The organism is Pseudomonas sp. GW456-L12, from assembly GCF_059424045.1.
This window is the reverse complement of record NZ_JBWKZA010000013.1, coordinates 95,453-112,646: the sequence shown is the minus strand read 5'-3', so window position 1 is coordinate 112,646 and position 17,194 is coordinate 95,453. Positions and strand designations below refer to the sequence as shown.

Annotated in this window: 16 protein-coding genes; 11 read left to right on the top strand and 5 right to left on the bottom strand. The window is 62.8% G+C overall.

Features of this window, described 5'->3' with window-relative positions:
* Positions 1 to 101 precede the first annotated feature (101 nt).
* Together AC07Y9_RS17995 and AC07Y9_RS17990 are read left to right on the top strand one after the other, a co-directional pair.
* The gene (locus tag AC07Y9_RS17995) at positions 102 to 581 is read left to right on the top strand and encodes an Lrp/AsnC family transcriptional regulator (protein WP_009045772.1); all 480 of its coding nucleotides are present in this window, start codon (positions 102 to 104) and stop codon (positions 579 to 581) included.
* A 213-nt stretch (positions 582 to 794) separates the two neighbouring features.
* Positions 795 to 1,004, top strand: coding sequence for a DUF2788 domain-containing protein (locus tag AC07Y9_RS17990; protein WP_007927060.1), 210 nt, complete (start codon positions 795 to 797; stop codon positions 1,002 to 1,004).
* On the opposite strand, the gene AC07Y9_RS17985 is transcribed toward AC07Y9_RS17990, so the two are convergent.
* The 4 genes from AC07Y9_RS17985 to AC07Y9_RS17970 form a co-directional block, all read right to left on the bottom strand.
* The gene (locus tag AC07Y9_RS17985; protein ID WP_053262786.1) at positions 999 to 1,640 is read right to left on the bottom strand and encodes a pseudouridine synthase; all 642 of its coding nucleotides are present in this window, start codon (positions 1,638 to 1,640) and stop codon (positions 999 to 1,001) included. The two genes, AC07Y9_RS17990 and AC07Y9_RS17985, sit on opposite strands and share 6 nt — an antisense overlap.
* A gap of 70 nt (positions 1,641 to 1,710) precedes the next feature.
* On the bottom strand, positions 1,711 to 3,183 hold the full coding sequence (gene amn, locus AC07Y9_RS17980) for an AMP nucleosidase (RefSeq protein ID WP_162136172.1): 1,473 nt from the start codon (positions 3,181 to 3,183) through the stop codon (positions 1,711 to 1,713).
* 165 nt (positions 3,184 to 3,348) lie between these two features.
* A complete protein-coding gene (locus tag AC07Y9_RS17975) occupies positions 3,349 to 4,998 on the bottom strand; it encodes an acyl-CoA dehydrogenase family protein (protein WP_102679476.1) in 1,650 nt (549 codons plus the stop codon).
* 75 nt (positions 4,999 to 5,073) lie between these two features.
* Positions 5,074 to 7,455 carry a hybrid sensor histidine kinase/response regulator gene (locus AC07Y9_RS17970; protein WP_102679475.1) on the bottom strand — a complete coding sequence of 794 codons (2,382 nt, stop codon included), beginning with the start codon at positions 7,453 to 7,455 and terminating at the stop codon, positions 5,074 to 5,076.
* Positions 7,456 to 7,747: 292 nt separating this feature from the next.
* Between AC07Y9_RS17970 and AC07Y9_RS17965 the strand changes: the two genes are divergently transcribed.
* From AC07Y9_RS17965 to AC07Y9_RS17950, 4 genes are all read left to right on the top strand, one after another.
* Positions 7,748 to 8,545 carry a hydroxymethylpyrimidine/phosphomethylpyrimidine kinase gene (locus AC07Y9_RS17965; protein WP_007927070.1) on the top strand — a complete coding sequence of 266 codons (798 nt, stop codon included), beginning with the start codon at positions 7,748 to 7,750 and terminating at the stop codon, positions 8,543 to 8,545.
* Between the two features lie 17 nt (positions 8,546 to 8,562).
* On the top strand, positions 8,563 to 9,180 hold the full coding sequence (gene thiE, locus AC07Y9_RS17960) for a thiamine phosphate synthase (protein ID WP_102679474.1): 618 nt from the start codon (positions 8,563 to 8,565) through the stop codon (positions 9,178 to 9,180).
* 24 nt (positions 9,181 to 9,204) lie between these two features.
* On the top strand, positions 9,205 to 10,488 hold the full coding sequence (hemL, locus tag AC07Y9_RS17955; protein WP_007927075.1) for a glutamate-1-semialdehyde 2,1-aminomutase: 1,284 nt from the start codon (positions 9,205 to 9,207) through the stop codon (positions 10,486 to 10,488).
* A gap of 215 nt (positions 10,489 to 10,703) precedes the next feature.
* Positions 10,704 to 11,258 (top strand): tetratricopeptide repeat protein, encoded by a 555-nt coding sequence (locus tag AC07Y9_RS17950; protein ID WP_007927077.1) that lies wholly within the window; start codon positions 10,704 to 10,706, stop codon positions 11,256 to 11,258.
* A gap of 57 nt (positions 11,259 to 11,315) precedes the next feature.
* On the opposite strand, the gene AC07Y9_RS17945 is transcribed toward AC07Y9_RS17950, so the two are convergent.
* On the bottom strand, positions 11,316 to 11,642 hold the full coding sequence (locus tag AC07Y9_RS17945) for a DUF1820 family protein (protein ID WP_007927079.1): 327 nt from the start codon (positions 11,640 to 11,642) through the stop codon (positions 11,316 to 11,318).
* A 135-nt stretch (positions 11,643 to 11,777) separates the two neighbouring features.
* Here AC07Y9_RS17945 and miaB point away from each other — a divergent pair, with 135 nt between their 5' ends.
* From miaB to lnt, 5 genes are all read left to right on the top strand, one after another.
* Positions 11,778 to 13,106 (top strand): tRNA (N6-isopentenyl adenosine(37)-C2)-methylthiotransferase MiaB, encoded by a 1,329-nt coding sequence (gene miaB / locus AC07Y9_RS17940; protein WP_162235145.1) that lies wholly within the window; start codon positions 11,778 to 11,780, stop codon positions 13,104 to 13,106.
* A gap of 178 nt (positions 13,107 to 13,284) precedes the next feature.
* The gene (locus AC07Y9_RS17935) at positions 13,285 to 14,304 is read left to right on the top strand and encodes a PhoH family protein (RefSeq protein ID WP_007927082.1); all 1,020 of its coding nucleotides are present in this window, start codon (positions 13,285 to 13,287) and stop codon (positions 14,302 to 14,304) included.
* A complete protein-coding gene (ybeY, locus tag AC07Y9_RS17930) occupies positions 14,297 to 14,791 on the top strand; it encodes an rRNA maturation RNase YbeY (RefSeq protein WP_087091895.1) in 495 nt (164 codons plus the stop codon). Before AC07Y9_RS17935 ends, ybeY begins: the two co-directional genes overlap by 8 nt.
* 5 nt (positions 14,792 to 14,796) lie before the next feature.
* Positions 14,797 to 15,636, top strand: a complete 840-nt coding sequence (locus tag AC07Y9_RS17925) for a CorC family transporter (protein WP_007927086.1) — start codon at positions 14,797 to 14,799, stop codon at positions 15,634 to 15,636.
* Between the two features lie 8 nt (positions 15,637 to 15,644).
* A complete protein-coding gene (lnt, locus tag AC07Y9_RS17920; RefSeq protein ID WP_102679473.1) occupies positions 15,645 to 17,168 on the top strand; it encodes an apolipoprotein N-acyltransferase in 1,524 nt (507 codons plus the stop codon).
* Positions 17,169 to 17,194: the final 26 nt, after the last annotated feature.

Genomic DNA, 17,194 nt, shown 5'->3' with positions numbered 1-17,194 from the left:
CCGACAGAGGATTGCGAAGATTGCTCCAATAAACATGACTTGCGCAATTTTTAACTCAGGATGGATAATATTGCGCAATAGTTATTAAAAAGGCCTGTTCCATGAGCAAACTCGACCGATACGACCTCAGCATTTTGGCGGAATTGCAGCGCGACGCCCGCATCTCCAATCAGGAACTGGCCGAACGTATCGGCCTGTCGCCTTCGCCGTGTTCACGTCGGGTCAAGCAACTGGAAGACGACGGCTACATTTCCCGCCAGGTCGCCCTGCTGGACCGCAAGATGCTCGGCCTGAGCCTGACCGCCTACGTACTGATCGGCATGGACCGCCACACCCCCGAGCGTTTCGAGAACTTCGAGGCGGCAATCCGCAGCCTGCCGCAGGTCCTCGAATGCAGCCTGGTGACCGGGATGGACGCCGACTACCAGCTCAAGGTGGTGGTGCCGGACATGGATCACTACCAGAAACTGCTGCTGGGCCATCTGACCCGCATCGAAGGCGTGACCAGCGTACGCTCCAGCTTCGTGCTCAATCAGGTGCTCAACAGCACCGAACTGCCGCTGACTCACCTGCGCAACTGAGCGCTATCTCTTCTGTAGGAGCGAGCTTGCTCGCGATAGAAATGTCCGGCCGCAACCGATGTATGGCCTGGAATATTTATCGCGAGCAAGCTCGCTCCTACAAGGACATGCGGAGCCTGTGACGACGAAGCGCACCTGGATCAATGCCCGGTCGCGGCCCCTTGGCGTATACTCGCCCCCGCCTTTTAGCCTTGCCCGCGCTGGAGATGTTCGATGGATCCTGCAGTATTCGAAGAGTGGATGATGACCGGCCTGGTGACCATCCTGATCATTTTCATGGCCTTCATCGTCTGGGATCTGGCGAAGAAGTCCAAGGCCGGACGCTTCGGCTCGTTCATTCTGTTCTTCGTCCTGGGCCTGGGCGTGGCCGCGTTCATTATCAAGAGCGTGGTGATCGGCCTGATCGAATCCGGCGCTTTATAAGCGCGCCGGAACCTCCTTCCACTGGCCCTGGTCGAGCCCATCGATCGTCCAGTCGCCGATCCTGACCCGCACCAGGCGCAATGTCGGCAACCCCACGGCCGCGGTCATGCGCCGCACCTGGCGATTGCGCCCTTCACGAATGATCAATTCCAGCCAACTGGTGGGCACGCTCTTGCGAAAGCGCACCGGCGGATTGCGCGGCCACAGCTGCGGCTCTTCCAGCTGCCGGGCTTCGGCTGGCAGAGTCATGCCGTCATTCAATTCCACGCCATCACGCAGACGCTGCAATTGCTCGGCCGTGGGCTCCCCTTCTACTTGCACCCAATAGGTCTTGGCCAGCTTGTGCCTGGGGTCGGCGATGCGCGCCTGCAACTGGCCGTCGTTGGTCAGCAGCAGCAAACCTTCGCTGTCGCGGTCCAGGCGCCCGGCCGGGTAGATGCCGGGGATCGCGATAAAGTCCTTGAGGGTCGCCCGCCCTTCACCGTCGCTGAACTGGGTCAGCACATCGAAGGGTTTGTTGAACAGGATCAGCTTCGGCTCGGCCGGTGGCGCTTTGGCAACTCGGCGCGGCGCGGAAGACGACGAAGGACTCTTCACGCCAGGGCGGCGGGAAGCGGGACGCGGAGGACGAGACATGGCGAAAAGAACATCTAACGGTCAGGGCCGACCATGCTAGTGGCCCGACCGTTAAATGACCATCCCGCGATCAGCGGAACGGCGGCTCGTCGAAGCTGCGCAGCTTGCGCGAGTGCAGCGAGTTGAGCTCGGTACGCAGCAGGTCCACCGCGGCGATACCGATCTTCAAGTGCTGGCTGACCGCGCGCTCATAAAAGGCGTTGGCCGAACCCGGCAGCTTGATTTCGCTGTGCAGCGGCTTGTCCGAGACACACAGCAAGGTGCCGTATGGCACCCGCAGGCGATACCCCTGGGCGGCGATGGTGCCGCTTTCCATGTCCACCGCCACGGCGCGGGACAGGTTGATCAGCGGACGCTCCTGGGCCCAGCGCAATTCCCAGTTACGGTCGTCGTAGGTCAGCACGGTGCCGGTGCGCAGGCGTTTTTTCAGGTCGTCGCCCTTCTCGCCGGTGACGTTGGCAGCAGCCTGCTGCAACGCTAGCTGCACTTCGGCCAGGGCCGGAATCGGAATGTTCGGCGGCACCACGCGATCGAGAATGCCATCGCGACGCATGTAGGCGTGGGCCAGCACGTAGTCGCCGATGGTCTGCGACTGCCGCAGGCCGCCGCAGTGGCCGATCATCAGCCAGCAGTGCGGACGCAATACCGCCAAATGGTCAGTGATGTTCTTGGCGTTGGACGGGCCGACGCCAATGTTCACCAGGGTCACGCCGTGGCCGTCGCTGGCCTGCAGGTGATAAGCCGGCATCTGGTAGCGGTGCCAGACCACCCCGGCGGCGATCGACGAGGCTTCGCCGTGATCCATGCCCTTCTCGATGATCACATTGCCCGGCAGGACCATGCGCACGAACCGCGGATCGCTGCGCAGTTGCTCCAGGCCGTGGGTGATGAACTGGTCGACATAGCGGTGGTAGTTGGTCAGCAGGATCCATGGCTGCACATGGCGCCAGTCGCTGCCGGTGTAGTGCACCAGGCGGCGCAGGGAGAAATCCACCCGCGCGGCATCGAACAGCGCCAGGGGCAGCGGATGGGTGTTTTCCCAATCGTACAGCCCGTCGGCGATGCCATCGGTGGCGGCAGACAGGTCGGTGCTGGGGAACACCCGCGCCAGCACCGCGGCGGTGACGCCGGAACCGGCCAGTTCATCGCCCTGCTCGACCACGTACGGATACGGGATGTTCTGCTCGCTGACGCCCACTTCCACGGTCACGGTGAAGTCGTGCATCAGTGGCACCAGCTGTTCCAGCAGGTACTTACGGAAGGCGGCGGGATGGGTGACCGTGACGCTGTAGGTACCCGGCAACTGGACCTTGGCGTAGGCCCTGGTGGTCTGCGGGACTTCGCCCTGACAGAGATAAGTCAGGCGCAATTCCGGGTAACGAAACAGGGCGCGCTGTTCGGCGTCCGGTTCGACACGATCCTTGAGGTAACGCTTGAGCGCCTGGCTCAGCGACGTGGTGGCCCGCTCATGCAAAGCGGCAAGCCGGTCCACGGCTTGCTCGGCGGTTTGAACGACAATAAAAGCTTCGGTCACGGTAAGCATCCTGTGTTCTGATCTTGCAGGCCTTCATCTTGCCTGCAACGCCGTCTCACGGGAACAGCGGAATATGCGTAGGAGCGAGCTTGCTCGCGAAAGATCTTTCAGGCCCCAGCCGATCGGTAGCCTGGACTATTTATCGCGAGCAAGCTCGCCCCTACAACAAACCAGTCAGAAGCCTGTCGGGGTGGAGCGCGCGACTATCGCCTCCACATCCAACCCTCGCGGCAAGGTGCCGTAGACCCTTCCTGCCGAACCCAGGCGACTGGCGATAAAGGCATCGCTGACCGCCGCGTTGCCAGCTTCCAGCAGCAGCTTGGCCTGCAGGCCCAGGGCGATGTCCTCGGTCAGCTGGCGGGCGCGGTACTGAATGTCGTCGGTGTCCTGGAAGGCGCCTTTCAGGTTGGCGATATGCGCGGCCAGGCGCCTGTCGCCATGGCCATCGCCCAGCTCGGCGAACAACGCATCGAGCACGCCCGGCTCCTTGGACAAGGCGCGCAGCACATCCAGGCACTGCACGTTGCCGGAACCTTCCCAGGTCGAGTTGACCGGCGCTTCGCGGTACAGCCGCGGCAGAATGCTCTCCTCGACATAACCGGCGCCGCCCATGCACTCGGCGGCCTCGTTGATCATTGCCGGGGCCCGCTTGCAGATCCAGTACTTGCCCACCGCCGTCACCAGTCGCGAGAACATGGCTTCTTGCGGGTCATCCAGGTTATCCAGCGCGCGGCCCATGCGCAGGCTCAAGGCCAGCGCCGCCTCGCTTTCCAGCGCCAGGTCGGCCAGTACGTTCTGCATCAAGGGTTGCTCGCTGAGTACACGCCCGCCCACCAGCCGATGGGCACAATGATGGGCGGCCTGGGTCAGCGCCTGGCGCATCAGCGAGCTGGAGCCGACCATGCAATCGAAGCGGGTCATGGCGACCATTTCGATGATGGTCGGCACGCCGCGGCCTTCTTCACCGATCATCCACGCCAGGGCCCCACGGAACTCCACTTCGCTGGAGGCATTGGAGCAGTTGCCGAGCTTGTTTTTCAGGCGCTGGATATAGAACTGGTTGCGGCTGTCATCCGGACGATGGCGAGGCAACAGGAAGCAGGTCAGGCCTTTTTCGGTCTGGGCCAGGGTCAGGAAGGCGTCGCACATCGGCGCCGAACAGAACCATTTGTGGCCCACCAGTTCATAAGCCTGCCCTGGCCCCGTAGCACCCACCGGATACGCCTTGGTGGTGTTGGCGCGCACATCAGTGCCGCCTTGTTTCTCGGTCATCGCCATGCCGATGGTGACGCCGGCCTTGTGGGCCATGCCGACATTGCGCGGGTCATATTCGGTGGCGAGGACTTTCGGCAGCCACTGCTCGGCGAGATCCGGCTGCAGCTTCAGCGCCGGCACACAGGCGAAGGTCATGGTCAGCGGGCAACCGCTGCCGGCCTCGGCCTGGCTGTGCAGATAGGTCATGGCGGCGCGCGCGACATGCGCCCCGGATTGCGGATGAGCCCAGGGCAAGGACGTCAGGCCGTGCTCGATGGCGGTGCGCATCAGCTCGTGATACGCCGGATGAAACTCCACCAGGTCGAGGCGATGCCCGTAACGGTCATGGCTGGTGAATACCGGCTTGTTCTGGTTGGCCAGGAACCCCGCTTCCATCAGCGGCCCACCGGCCAGGGCACCGTAGGCGTCGATCCGCGCTTCGGCCCAACCAGCGCCGAAACGCCGTGCCCACTCCTGCAACGGCAGATCGATTCGATAGAGGTTGGTACCGTCCAGGGAAGGTGGCTGGTTGGTGACTTCGTGGGTCTCGGCGAACTGATGCAGGTTCATGTCGGGGCTCCTTGAGGGGTGTGCCAGAACCTCAGTTAAGCACCCCCTCCCCACCGAACAAAGTGGCATACCCGCCTAAATGCCGGCGCTTTCGCCCTGTTCCGAGGCCAGTACCCGACGCGCCAGAACGCTTTGCAACTCTTCGAATTTCACCGGCCAAGAGAGGTAATCGAGCAGGCAGCGCTCAGCATCCAGACCATGTGCCAAGGCCGACACCAGCAGCACCGGCAACTTGGCGCAACCCGGCATGCCATGCACCTGGTCGCACAGTTTGAGCGCCTCGGCCTGCTCGATCTGGCAATCGAGCAATACCGCATCCACCGACTCTCGGCGCAACAACGCCAGCGCCCCGCGAGCGTTCTCGGCCGTGCGTACCTGATAACCCAGCTTGAGCAACATGCCGCGGATCACCAGTTGATTGATGCTGTTGTCGTCCACCAGCAGCACGCTGCAATCCTGCGGCATGCGCCGGACGGCGCGGACCCGCAAGGCCGGCTGGGAGGCCATCGGCTGCTCGCCGTCCACATCGAAGGTCACCTCCAGGCGGAAACAGCTGCCACGCCCCGGCTCCGATTCATGGGTCAGATGGCCACCCAGCAGATCCACCAGTTGCCGACAGATCGCCAGCCCCACGCCCAATCCGCCGTATTCACGGGTCATCGATCCATCGAGCTGGAAGAAGCGTTGGTACAACGAGGCCTCATCGAGATTGACGAAACCGATGCCGGTGTCGATCACCGCGAAGGTCATCGCCACCCGCCCGGTTGCCACCGGCTTGCCAGTCACTCGCAGGACCAGGCCACCCACCCGGGTGAACTTGATGGCATTGTCCAGCAGGCACTCCAGGCACTGGCTCAACTTGCCGCGATCGCCCAGCAGCCGATCGGGCAACCCGGCGGCCAGGTCGACATCGAAGCCCAGCCCCTTGGCCGAGGCGTTGGCGCAAAACTGGCCCAGCAAGGCATCGAGCAGCGAACGCAGGCTGAAGCCCTCGTGCTGGGCACTGAGCTTGCCGGCCTGCAGCTCGGTCAGGGTCAGGATGCCATTGACCATGCGCATCATGTCCCGGGCCGAACCGGCGGCAGTCTGCTGGTATTGCTCCAGCTCCGGATCGAGATCGACGGTCTGCATCAGTTCCAGGGAACCGATCACCCCATTCATCGGTGTGCGCAGTTCGTGGGTCAGGGTGGCGAGGAACTCATCCTTGAGCCGGTTGCTGTGGGCCAGCTGCTGGTTGAGCACTTCGAGCTTCTGCCCGGCATCGAACAGGGTCTGCGCCTGCTGCTCGCGCATCGAGTTGATGCGGTCGGCCAGGGCCAGCGACAACAGCGCCACCTCGATGGCCGAACCGATCTGGCTGGAATACATGGTCAGGAACATGTTCGGCAGATAACCCAGCACCATCAGGGTATTGATGATCCCGCCCACCAGGAACGCCGACCAGGCGATGATGAAGTAGCGCGCCACGCGCATGCCGCGGCACCAGGCGACGATGCCGGAGACGAAGATCACCACGGTAAAGATCAGCGCCAGGGCCGTGGCCAGACGCAACGCCAGGGCGTAGCTGGTCATCAGCGACAAGGCCACCACCACGGCGCTGCACAGGATCAGCACCAGCAGCAGGCGATCGACCCAGCGGCTGTGGCTGGCGGTCTGCAGGAAACTGCGGGCGAACTGGCTGCCGAACAGGGCCGCCGCGCCGATGAAAAATGGCGTTGCCGCGTTGGCCCACCACGGGTTGTCCGGCCAGAAGTACTCCACCGCGGCGCCGTTCACCGACAGTTGGTACAGCCCGAACGAGGCGATGTAGAGGATGTAATAGAGGTAACTGGTGTCGCGCACGCTCAGGTAAATGAACAGGTTGTAGACCAGCATCCCCAGCAGCACGCCGTAGATCAGGCCGAGTACATACAGGCGCACCGGCTGCGCTTCCAGGTACGCCGTGCTGGACCAGAGCGTCACCGGCGCCTGGACCGAGCCCTGGCTCTGCAGGCGCAGGAACAGGGTCTTTTGCTCGTAGGGCGCGAAGCTCAGGTCGAACAGGTAATTGTTCTGGCGGATCTGCCGGCTGTCGAACGGCAAGGCATCGCCGGTGCGCTGGGCCAGACGGTAGCCCCCGGTTTCATCGGGCACATACAGTTCCAGATGATCGAGCGGCGGATAGGCCAGCTCCAGCAGCCAGGTGTGTCGTATGGAAGGGTTGGCGGGACGGTAGCTGAGATGGATTTTCAGCCAGAATGCCGAGCGGGAGTAACCGGCGTTGAGGGTGGCCTTGTCATGGGTCTTGAAACTACCGGCCATCGCCGCTGTGCTGACATCCGCGATCGTTGCCTGACCACTTGCGTCTTCAAACACCTGCATCACCCGACCCAAGGGCAGGCTTTGGGTGAACTCGTCGAACTCGACCGCGCCAGCCAGCATCGGCAAGCTCAACAGCAACATCAGCAAATAGCGCATAAAGCCCCAGCGTGGCCTGTCCGGTGGTGTCAGGAAGCCCCCCATTTCCCTTTGAGTAGACGTAAAACCGGCATGACCTGTTATTGGTTTGGATCCACTCTAGCATAGCCGTTGGTGGCCAATGAACACCACGAAAAGTTTTAGTTTAAAGGCTCTAGAACGGGCGTTTCAGCGCTATCCATTGATCTAGAGCTGTTGCCTCGGTCAACTTGCCGGCAAGGCGGAAAAACCAGCCCCGGCCGACACGCGAGGAGCCGTGCAAAAAAGATGTTTGGTGGTAAGCTCGCGCACCATGAATATCTACAGCTCTCGCCCCGTTGTCCTCTGTCTCTCCGGCCACGACCCCAGTGGCGGCGCCGGCCTGCAGGCAGATATCGAAGCCCTGCTCGCCCAGGGTTGCCATGCAGCTCCCGCTGTGACCGCGCTGACCGTGCAGGATACGGTCAACGTCAGCGACTTCCGTGTGCTGGATCGCGAGTGGGTGCTGGCCCAGGCCAACGCCGTACTCAACGACTCCACGGTCGCCGCGGTCAAGCTGGGCATGCTCGGCTCGCTGGAAATGGTCGACACCGTGGTCGAGCTGTTGCAGGCGCATCCGCACCTGCCGATGGTCTGCGACCCGGTATTGCGCGCCGGCGGCGGCGGGCGCCTGGGCAAGGACGAGGTCGGTTACGCCATGCGTGAACGCCTGCTGCCACTGGCGACCATCGCCACCCCGAACCTTCCGGAAGCACGAATCCTCGCCGAGTTGCCCGAAGGCACTGCGGACCAGTGCGCGGAAAAGCTCCTGCCGTTCGTCAAACACCTGCTGATCACCGGCGGCCATGGCGACGAGCATGAAGTGCATAATCGCCTGTACAGCCGCGACGGCAGCCGTCACACCTACACCTGCCAGCGGCTGCCGGGCAGTTATCACGGTTCCGGTTGCACCCTGGCCAGCGCCCTGGCCGGACGCCTGGCCCAGGGCGAAAACCTGGCCAGCGCCGTGAAGTCGGCCCTCGATTACACCTGGCGCACCCTGCGCGACGCCGAGCAACTGGGCCAAGGCCAGTTCGTACCGCGCCGCCTGCCGCTGGACTTCTGCTCGTAAGCCATGAGGCTCGCTCGATGAAACTACGTGGTCTGTATGCCATTACCGACAGCCAACTGTTGGCCGGCAAATTCCTGCAGTACGTGGAGGCGGCGCTCGACGGTGGCGTGACCCTCCTGCAATACCGCGACAAGAGCAGCGACGAGGCCCGCCGCCTGCGCGAAGCCGAAGCCCTGCACAGCTTGTGCGAGCGCTACAAGACGCAACTGATCATCAATGACGACGCCGAATTGGCCGCGCGCATCGGTGTCGGCGTACACCTGGGCCAGACCGATGGCCCGCTGACTCCGGCCCGTGCCCTGCTCGGCCGCCAGGCGATCATCGGCTCGACCTGCCACGCCCAGCTGGAGCTGGCCGAGCAAGCCGCCAAGGAAGGCGCCAGCTATGTCGCCTTCGGTCGCTTCTTCAATTCCAACACCAAGCCCGGCGCGCCGACGGCCAACCTGGAGCTGCTGGACCAGGCCCGCGCCCGGCTGCACCTGCCGATCTGCGCGATCGGCGGCATCACCCTGGAGAACGCCGCGCCGCTGGTCGCCCATGGCGTCGACCTGCTGGCCGTGGTCCATGGCCTGTTCGGTGCCGACAGCGCCCAGGAAGTGACCCGCCGCGCCCGCGCCTTCAACACCCTCTTCTAACCGCTGATTTTCGAGAGTCCGATCATGTCTCGTTCCGAAACCCTGTTTGCCAATGCCCAGAAACACATCCCCGGCGGCGTGAACTCGCCTGTGCGTGCGTTCAAGAGCGTGGGCGGCACTCCGCTGTTCTTCAAACACGCCGAAGGCGCCTACGTCACCGACGAAGACGACAAGCGTTATGTGGACTACGTCGGCTCCTGGGGGCCGATGATCCTTGGCCACAGCCATCCGGATGTGCTGGACGCGGTGCGCAAACAGCTGGAACACGGCCTGTCCTACGGCGCCCCGACCGCCATGGAAACCGAAATGGCCGACCTGGTCTGCTCCATCGTGCCGTCCATGGAAATGGTGCGCATGGTCAGCTCCGGCACCGAAGCGACCATGAGCGCGATCCGCCTGGCCCGCGGTTTCACCGGCCGCGACAGCATCATCAAGTTCGAAGGCTGCTACCACGGCCACTCCGACAGCCTGCTGGTCAAGGCTGGCTCTGGCGCGCTGACCCAGGGCGTGCCCAGCTCGGCCGGCGTACCGGCGGCTTTCGCCAAACACACCCTGACCCTGCCGTTCAACGACATCGACGCGGTCGAGAAGATGCTCGCCGAGGTCGGCCAGGAAGTGGCCTGCATCATCGTCGAGCCGGTGGCCGGCAACATGAACTGCGTGCCACCGGCCCCGGGCTTCCTCGAAGGCCTGCGCAGCCTGTGCGACAAGCACGGCGTGGTGCTGATCTTCGACGAAGTGATGACCGGTTTCCGCGTCGCCCTGGGCGGTGCCCAGGCGCACTACGGGGTGACCCCGGACCTGTCAACCTTCGGCAAGATCATCGGCGGCGGCATGCCGGTGGGTTGCTTCGGCGGTAAACGCCAGATCATGGAGCACATCGCGCCGCTGGGCCCGGTCTACCAGGCTGGCACCCTGTCGGGCAACCCGCTGGCCATGGCCGCCGGCCTGACTACTCTGCGCCTGATCAGCCGTCCGGGCTTCCACGCCGAGCTGAGCGACTACACCAGCCGCCTGCTCGACGGCCTGCAGCAACGCGCTGACGCCGCCGGTATCCCGTTCGTGACCACCCAGGCGGGCGGCATGTTCGGCCTGTATTTCAGCGGCGCCGACGATATCGTCACGTTCGACGATGTGATGGCCAGCGATGCCAATCTGTTCAAACGCTTCTTCCACCTGATGCTCGAAGGCGGTGTCTACCTGGCCCCGAGTGCCTTCGAAGCCGGCTTCACCTCGATCGCCCACGGCGACGCCGAGCTGAAACTGACCCTGGACGCGGCCGAACGCGCTTTCGCTGCCCTGAAGTAACCTTCCCCGCCAAACCGGCGCCACACTTGCTGGCGCCGGTTTTACGCCGCATTCGCGCCCCAACTCCCGAAACAGCCCCGAAAGCGGCGGATATCGCGCCCGCGCAGCAGAAAAACGAGTAAAGACTTTGTAAGGTTGGCCCTGCTTATTTCATAATGCGCGCTTATTGGATCCCTCGATGGGTCCGCGCGCCCTTCAGAGGTAAGTCGATTCCCATGAACCGCACCGGCCGCGCCCTTGCACTGGGCTGCCTGTTGCTCCTTCAGCCCCTGCTCGCGCACGCACAAGCAGGCGGCAACTCGTTGTTGATCCCAGCGATGGGTCGCTGCACCCTCAATACTCAGTCACAGGATCTGTCCGAGGCCCTGGCGGTCTGCCAGAAGGCGGCTGACGAAGGGGATGCGCAAGCGCAATACGAGCTGGGCGAGTTCTACTACGAAGGTAAAAATACCCCGCGCGATCTCAATCAGGCCTTGAGCTACTTTGAAAAGGCCTCGCTGCAAGGCCACGCCCAGGCGCAATTCAAACTCGGCACCATGTTCTTTCGCGGCGAAGGCGTACCGGCCAACAACGTTCAGGCCTATATCGTGCTGAAGATGGCGGCGGTCAACGGTGCCGAAGAGGCACTGGACACGGCCGACGAAGTGGCCGAGCACATGCAGCGCGATGAGCTGGAAGTCGCCACCCAGGTGCTGGGGCAGATTTTCCGCAAATACCTGATGGAATTGCAGAGCGCCGACGGGCGTTCGCCCTTCTCACCCCTGCCTTGAGCGCATCGCGAGCATACTTGCCCGCGATGGAATGCGACGCTCTTCTCGATACAGCCCTTATTTCTCAGGCATCGGCATCGGAAACGGCATGACGTTGCTCACGCCACGCGCCTCGCTGATCTTCGGCGTGCCCAGGCGCTCGACCTCGTCGATGCGCACGATCGAATGCATCGGCACAAAGCTGCGTACCACGCCTTCGAACTGGGCCTTGAGCTTCTCTTCGCTCGGATCGACGACCACTTGCGTGCGCTCGCCAAAGACGAACTCTTCCACCTCCAGGAAACCCCACAGATCACTTTGATAGATCTGCTTGGCGTACATTTCGAACACCTGTCCCTGGTTGAGGAAAATCACCTTGTAGATTGGAGCTTCACGTTTGGTCATGGTGGGCGGGTAACACATCGGGGGATATAAAAGAGGGCGCGAACTATAGCATAGCCACCGGACGCGCAGCGGTAGGAACCTCAGGCCATGTTCCCTATAATGCGCGGTTCTTTGAATCACGTGATGACTCCGTCCATGGCCAAGAAGCTCTACATAGAAACCCACGGTTGCCAGATGAACGAGTACGACAGCTCGCGCATGGTCGATCTGCTGGGTGAACACCAGGCCCTGGAAGTCACCGCTCGCGCCGAAGACGCGGACGTCATCCTGCTCAACACCTGCTCGATCCGCGAACGAGCCCAGGACCGGGTGTATTCCCAACTGGGTCGCTGGCGCGAGCTGAAGCTGGCCAACCCGGACATGGTCATCGCCGTCGGCGGTTGCGTGGCCAGCCAGGAAGGCGCAGCCATCCGCGATCGTGCGCCCTATGTCGACGTGGTCTTCGGCCCGCAGACCCTGCACCGCCTGCCGGAAATGATCGATGCCGCCCGCAGCAGCAAGCTGCCGCAGGTCGACGTCTCGTTCCCGGAAATCGAGAAATTCGACCACCTGCCAGAGCCGCGCATCGACGGCCCGAGTGCCTATGTCTCGGTGATGGAAGGCTGCAGCAAGTACTGCACCTTCTGCGTGGTGCCCTACACCCGTGGCGAGGAAGTCAGCCGGCCGTTCGACGACGTGATCTGCGAGATCATTCACCTGGCGGAAAACGGCGTGCGCGAAGTCACCCTGCTGGGGCAGAACGTCAACGGTTACCGTGGCCAGACCCACGACGGCCGCCTGGCCGACCTCGCCGAACTGATCCGTGTGGTCGCGGCGGTCGATGGTATCGAGCGCATCCGCTATACCACCTCCCATCCGCTGGAATTCTCCGACAGCCTGATCCAGGCCCACGCCGAAGTGCCGGAACTGGTGAAACACCTGCACTTGCCGGTGCAATCGGGTTCCGACCGGATTCTCGCGGCCATGAAGCGCAACCATACGGCGCTGGAATACAAGTCCAAGCTGCGCAAACTGCGCGCCGCCGTGCCGGGCATCTGCATCAGCTCGGACTTCATCGTCGGCTTCCCCGGCGAGACCGAAAAAGACTTCGAACAGACCATGAAGCTGATCGAAGACGTCGGCTTCGACTTCTCCTACTCGTTCGTCTACAGCCAGCGCCCGGGCACCCCGGCGGCCGACCTGGCGGACGACACCCCGGAAGAGTTGAAAAAGGAACGCCTGAACGCGCTGCAACATCGGCTGAATCAGCAAGGATTCGAAATCAGCCGACAGATGGTCGGCTCGATCCAGCGCATCCTGGTTACCGACTACTCGAAGAAAGACCCGGGCGAACTGCAGGGGCGGACCGAGAACAACCGTATCGTCAATTTCCGCTGCGACAACCCGACGCTGATCGGCCAGTTTGCCGATGTGCACATCGACTCGGCCCAGCCTCACTCGCTGCGCGGATCGCTGCTGCAATAACCTCCTGCCGATGCTGGCTGACCAGCGGTAGTGGCCTCGGGCACGCCATCGCCGGGAAGCCGGCTTCCAAGGAAAATGTGGCGAAAGACATTGCTTTGTATAAGAGCTTTCGCACCCAGGCCGCTGGCGTTATCCTTGAATTCATCCCTTATTGCCGTTGGGCGGCTAAAAAACGACCTTGAACGCACCCATAGAACCACATCGTTTCATCCTCGAGCCCTTTGAGGCTCGCCGCTTCGCCAATCTGTGCGGGCAATTCGACGAGCATTTGCGCTTGATCGAGCAGCGCCTGACCATCGAGATCCGCAACCGCGGCAATCAGTTCGAACTGATCGGCGAACCCAAGCACACCACCTCCGCGGAAAACCTCCTGCGCCGCCTGTACCGGGAAACCAAGGGTACCGAGCTGTCGCCGGACATGGTGCATCTGTTCCTCCAGGAATCCGCCGTCGAAGAACTGGACAATCACCCTGTCGCCGAAGCGGCCGTGGCCCTGCGCACCAAAAAAGGCATGATTCGCCCCCGCGGCTTGAATCAGCAGCGCTACGTCAAGGAGATCCTCGGCAACGACATCAACTTCGGCATCGGCCCGGCCGGTACCGGCAAGACCTACCTGGCCGTGGCCTGTGCGGTAGACGCACTGGAGCGCGAGCAGGTACGACGCATCCTGCTGGTGCGTCCGGCGGTCGAAGCCGGTGAGAAACTCGGCTTCCTGCCGGGCGACCTGGCCCAGAAGATCGACCCGTACCTGCGCCCGTTGTATGACGCACTGTATGAAATGCTCGGCTTCGAACACGTCGCCAAGCTGATCGAGCGCCAGGTCATCGAGATTGCGCCACTGGCCTACATGCGCGGCCGTACGCTGAACAACAGCTTCATCATTCTCGACGAAAGCCAGAACACCACCGTCGAGCAGATGAAGATGTTCCTGACCCGGATCGGCTTCGGCTCCACCGCCGTGATCACGGGCGACATCACCCAGGTCGACCTGCCCAAGGGCACCAAGTCCGGCCTGGCCCATGTGATCAACGTCCTCAAGGACGTCCCGGGCATCAGCTTCACCCACTTCATGCCCAAGGACGTGGTGCGCCATCCGCTGGTGCAACGCATCGTCGAAGCCTATGAGCGCTTCGAGCAGCGCGTGGCCGACGAGTCCGCCCAGTCCGCCGCGGAAAAAGGCAATCGCCACGATGCTTGAGCTTGATCTGCAACTGGCAAGCGAAAAGCCTGCTCCCAGCGAAGCCCTGTTCCGCCAATGGTGTGAACTGGCCCTGCGCCAGCGCACCGCCGACTCGGAACTGACCATCCGCCTGGTGGACGAACCCGAAGGCCGCGAACTGAACCGCACCTGGCGGCAGAAGGACTACGCCACCAACGTCCTGTCGTTCCCCGCCGACGTGCCGGACGAACTGCTGGACATTCCATTGCTCGGCGACCTGGTGATCTGCGTCGAAGTGGTCGAGCGCGAAGCCGCCGAACAAGGCAAGGACCCCCAGGCCCACTGGGCCCATCTGGTGATTCACGGCTGCTTGCATCTATTGGGTTACGACCATATAGATGACGACGAAGCCGAAGAAATGGAAGCACTGGAACGAACGTTGCTTGCAGAACTGGGTCATCCCGACCCTTATGCGGACGACGAAACCGAAGAACATCCATCTGTAACAACCAAGGATTTAGAGTAATCGCTATGAGCGAAGACCGATCGAGCAGCGGGCAAAAGTCGTGGCTGGGTAAACTGACCCAGGCTTTTGCCCATGAGCCGAAAAACCGCCAGGAGCTGCTGGAGCTGCTGCGCGAAGCCCATCAGAACAAGTTGCTGGACAGCGAAGCGCTGGCCATCGTCGAAGGCGCCATCCAGGTCGCTGACCTGCAGGTACGGGACATCATGGTTCCGCGCTCGCAGATGATCAGCATCAAGGCGACCCAGACTCCTCGCGAATTCCTGCCGTCCGTCCTCGATTCCGCGCACTCGCGTTATCCGGTGATCGGCGAAAGCCATGACGACGTCATGGGCGTCCTGCTGGCCAAGGACCTGCTGCCGCTGATCCTCAAGGAGAACGGCGACAGCTTCAACATCAAGGACCTGCTGCGTCCGGCGACCTTCGTTCCCGAATCCAAGCGCCTGAACGTGCTGCTGCGTGAGTTCCGCGCCAACCACAATCACATGGCCATCGTCATCGACGAATACGGCGGCGTGGCAGGCCTGGTGACCATCGAGGACGTGCTGGAGCAGATCGTCGGCGACATCGAAGACGAGCACGACGTCGAGGAAGACAGCTACATCAAGCCCCTGCCGAGCGGCGATTTCCTGATCAAGGCGTTGACGCCGATCGAGAACTTCAACGAGTTCTTCGACAGCGAGTTCTCCGACGACGAGTTCGACACCGTCGGCGGCCTGGTGATGAGCGCGTTCGGGCACCTGCCTAAACGTAACGAAATCACCGAAATCGGTGCCTATCGCTTCCGTATCCTGAATGCCGACAGCCGTCGGATTCATCTGCTGCGACTAACGCCTATCCCCCGCTAAGGATCAACATGCTGCGCTTAACCCGCCCCGGCTGGCCCGGTAACCTGCTGGCCATGGCGGCTGGCGCAATCACCACCCTGGCCCTGGCGCCGTACGACATCTGGCCGCTGGCACTGCTGGCGGTCGGCTTCTTTTATGCCGGCCTGCGCGAGCTGAGCCCGCGTCAGGCGCTGTGGCGCGGCTGGTGTTTCGGCTTCGGCCTGTTTGCCGCCGGCACCAGCTGGATCTACGTCAGCATCCATACCTACGGCGGCGCCTCGGTGCTGCTGGCCGGTTTACTGATGCTGGCCTTCATTGCCGCCATCGCCTTCTTTTTCGCCCTGCCGGCCTGGCTCTGGGCGCGTTGGCTGCGTCGCAATGAAGCCCCTCTCGCCGATGCCCTGGCCTTCGCCGCCCTTTGGGTGGGCCAGGAAGCCTTCCGCGGCTGGTTCCTGACGGGTTTCCCCTGGCTCTATTCCGGCTACAGCCAACTCGACGGCCCGCTGGCCGGCCTGGCCCCGCTGGGTGGCATGTGGCTGATCTCCTTTGCCCTGGCGCTGACCGCCGCCCTGCTCTACAACCTGCCCGGCCTGACCCGTGCCGGGCGCAAGGGGTTTATCGCCGCCGGCCTGGTGCTGCTGGTCGCCCCCTGGGTGATCGGTATCGCGCTCAAGGGACATGCCTGGACCAGCCCGTCGGGCGAGCCGCTGACCGTGGCGGCGATCCAGGGCAATATCGAACAGAGCCTGAAATGGGACCCCGCGCAACTCAACTCCCAGCTGGCGCTGTACCGCGACATGAGTTTCAGTTCCAAGCGCGTGGATCTGCTGGTGTGGCCGGAAACCGCGGTGCCCGTGCTCAAGGAGTCGGCCGAAGGTTATCTGAACATGATGGGCAATTTCGCCGCCGACCGGCATTCGGCGCTGATCACCGGCGTACCGATCCGCCAGGAAGTGCACCATCAGAAGCGCTACTTCAATGGCATTACCGTAGTCGGCGAAGGCGATGGCGAGTACCTCAAGCAGAAGCTCGTGCCATTCGGTGAGTACGTGCCCCTGCAGGACTTGCTGCGCGGCCTGATTGCGTTCTTCGACCTGCCCATGTCGGACTTCGCCCGCGGCCCCGCCGACCAGCCTTTACTGCAAGCCAAGGGTTACCAGATCGCGCCGTTCATCTGCTACGAGGTGGTCTACCCGGAATTCGCCGCCAGCCTGTCAGCCCGTAGCGACCTGCTGCTGACCATCAGCAACGACACCTGGTTCGGCACTTCGATCGGCCCGTTGCAGCACTTGCAGATGGCCCAGATGCGAGCTTTGGAAGCCGGCCGCTGGATGATCCGCGCCACCAACAACGGGGTGACCGGCCTGATCGATCCGTTCGGCAAGATCACCGTGCAGATTCCGCAGTTCGAACGCGGAATCCTGTACGGCGAAGTGGTGCCGATGCACAACCTGACGCCTTACCTGCAGTGGCGCTCGTGGCCCCTGATCATCCTGAGCGTCCTGCTGTTCGGCTGGGCCCTGCTGGCCAGCCGGATCGCCAAGACCGTCTGACGTCATCGCGAGCCATCGAACGTCGA

Coding starts and splice junctions, on each gene's coding strand:
- AC07Y9_RS17995 (WP_009045772.1), top strand. CDS start 102: ATGAGCAAACTCGACCGATACGACCTCAGCATTTTGGCGGAATTGCAG.
- AC07Y9_RS17990 (WP_007927060.1), top strand. CDS start 795: ATGGATCCTGCAGTATTCGAAGAGTGGATGATGACCGGCCTGGTGACC.
- AC07Y9_RS17985 (WP_053262786.1), bottom strand. CDS start 1,640: ATGTCTCGTCCTCCGCGTCCCGCTTCCCGCCGCCCTGGCGTGAAGAGT.
- amn (WP_162136172.1), bottom strand. CDS start 3,183: ATGCTTACCGTGACCGAAGCTTTTATTGTCGTTCAAACCGCCGAGCAA.
- AC07Y9_RS17975 (WP_102679476.1), bottom strand. CDS start 4,998: ATGAACCTGCATCAGTTCGCCGAGACCCACGAAGTCACCAACCAGCCA.
- AC07Y9_RS17970 (WP_102679475.1), bottom strand. CDS start 7,455: ATGCGCTATTTGCTGATGTTGCTGTTGAGCTTGCCGATGCTGGCTGGC.
- AC07Y9_RS17965 (WP_007927070.1), top strand. CDS start 7,748: ATGAATATCTACAGCTCTCGCCCCGTTGTCCTCTGTCTCTCCGGCCAC.
- thiE (WP_102679474.1), top strand. CDS start 8,563: ATGAAACTACGTGGTCTGTATGCCATTACCGACAGCCAACTGTTGGCC.
- hemL (WP_007927075.1), top strand. CDS start 9,205: ATGTCTCGTTCCGAAACCCTGTTTGCCAATGCCCAGAAACACATCCCC.
- AC07Y9_RS17950 (WP_007927077.1), top strand. CDS start 10,704: ATGAACCGCACCGGCCGCGCCCTTGCACTGGGCTGCCTGTTGCTCCTT.
- AC07Y9_RS17945 (WP_007927079.1), bottom strand. CDS start 11,642: ATGACCAAACGTGAAGCTCCAATCTACAAGGTGATTTTCCTCAACCAG.
- miaB (WP_162235145.1), top strand. CDS start 11,778: ATGGCCAAGAAGCTCTACATAGAAACCCACGGTTGCCAGATGAACGAG.
- ybeY (WP_087091895.1), top strand. CDS start 14,297: ATGCTTGAGCTTGATCTGCAACTGGCAAGCGAAAAGCCTGCTCCCAGC.
- AC07Y9_RS17925 (WP_007927086.1), top strand. CDS start 14,797: ATGAGCGAAGACCGATCGAGCAGCGGGCAAAAGTCGTGGCTGGGTAAA.
- lnt (WP_102679473.1), top strand. CDS start 15,645: ATGCTGCGCTTAACCCGCCCCGGCTGGCCCGGTAACCTGCTGGCCATG.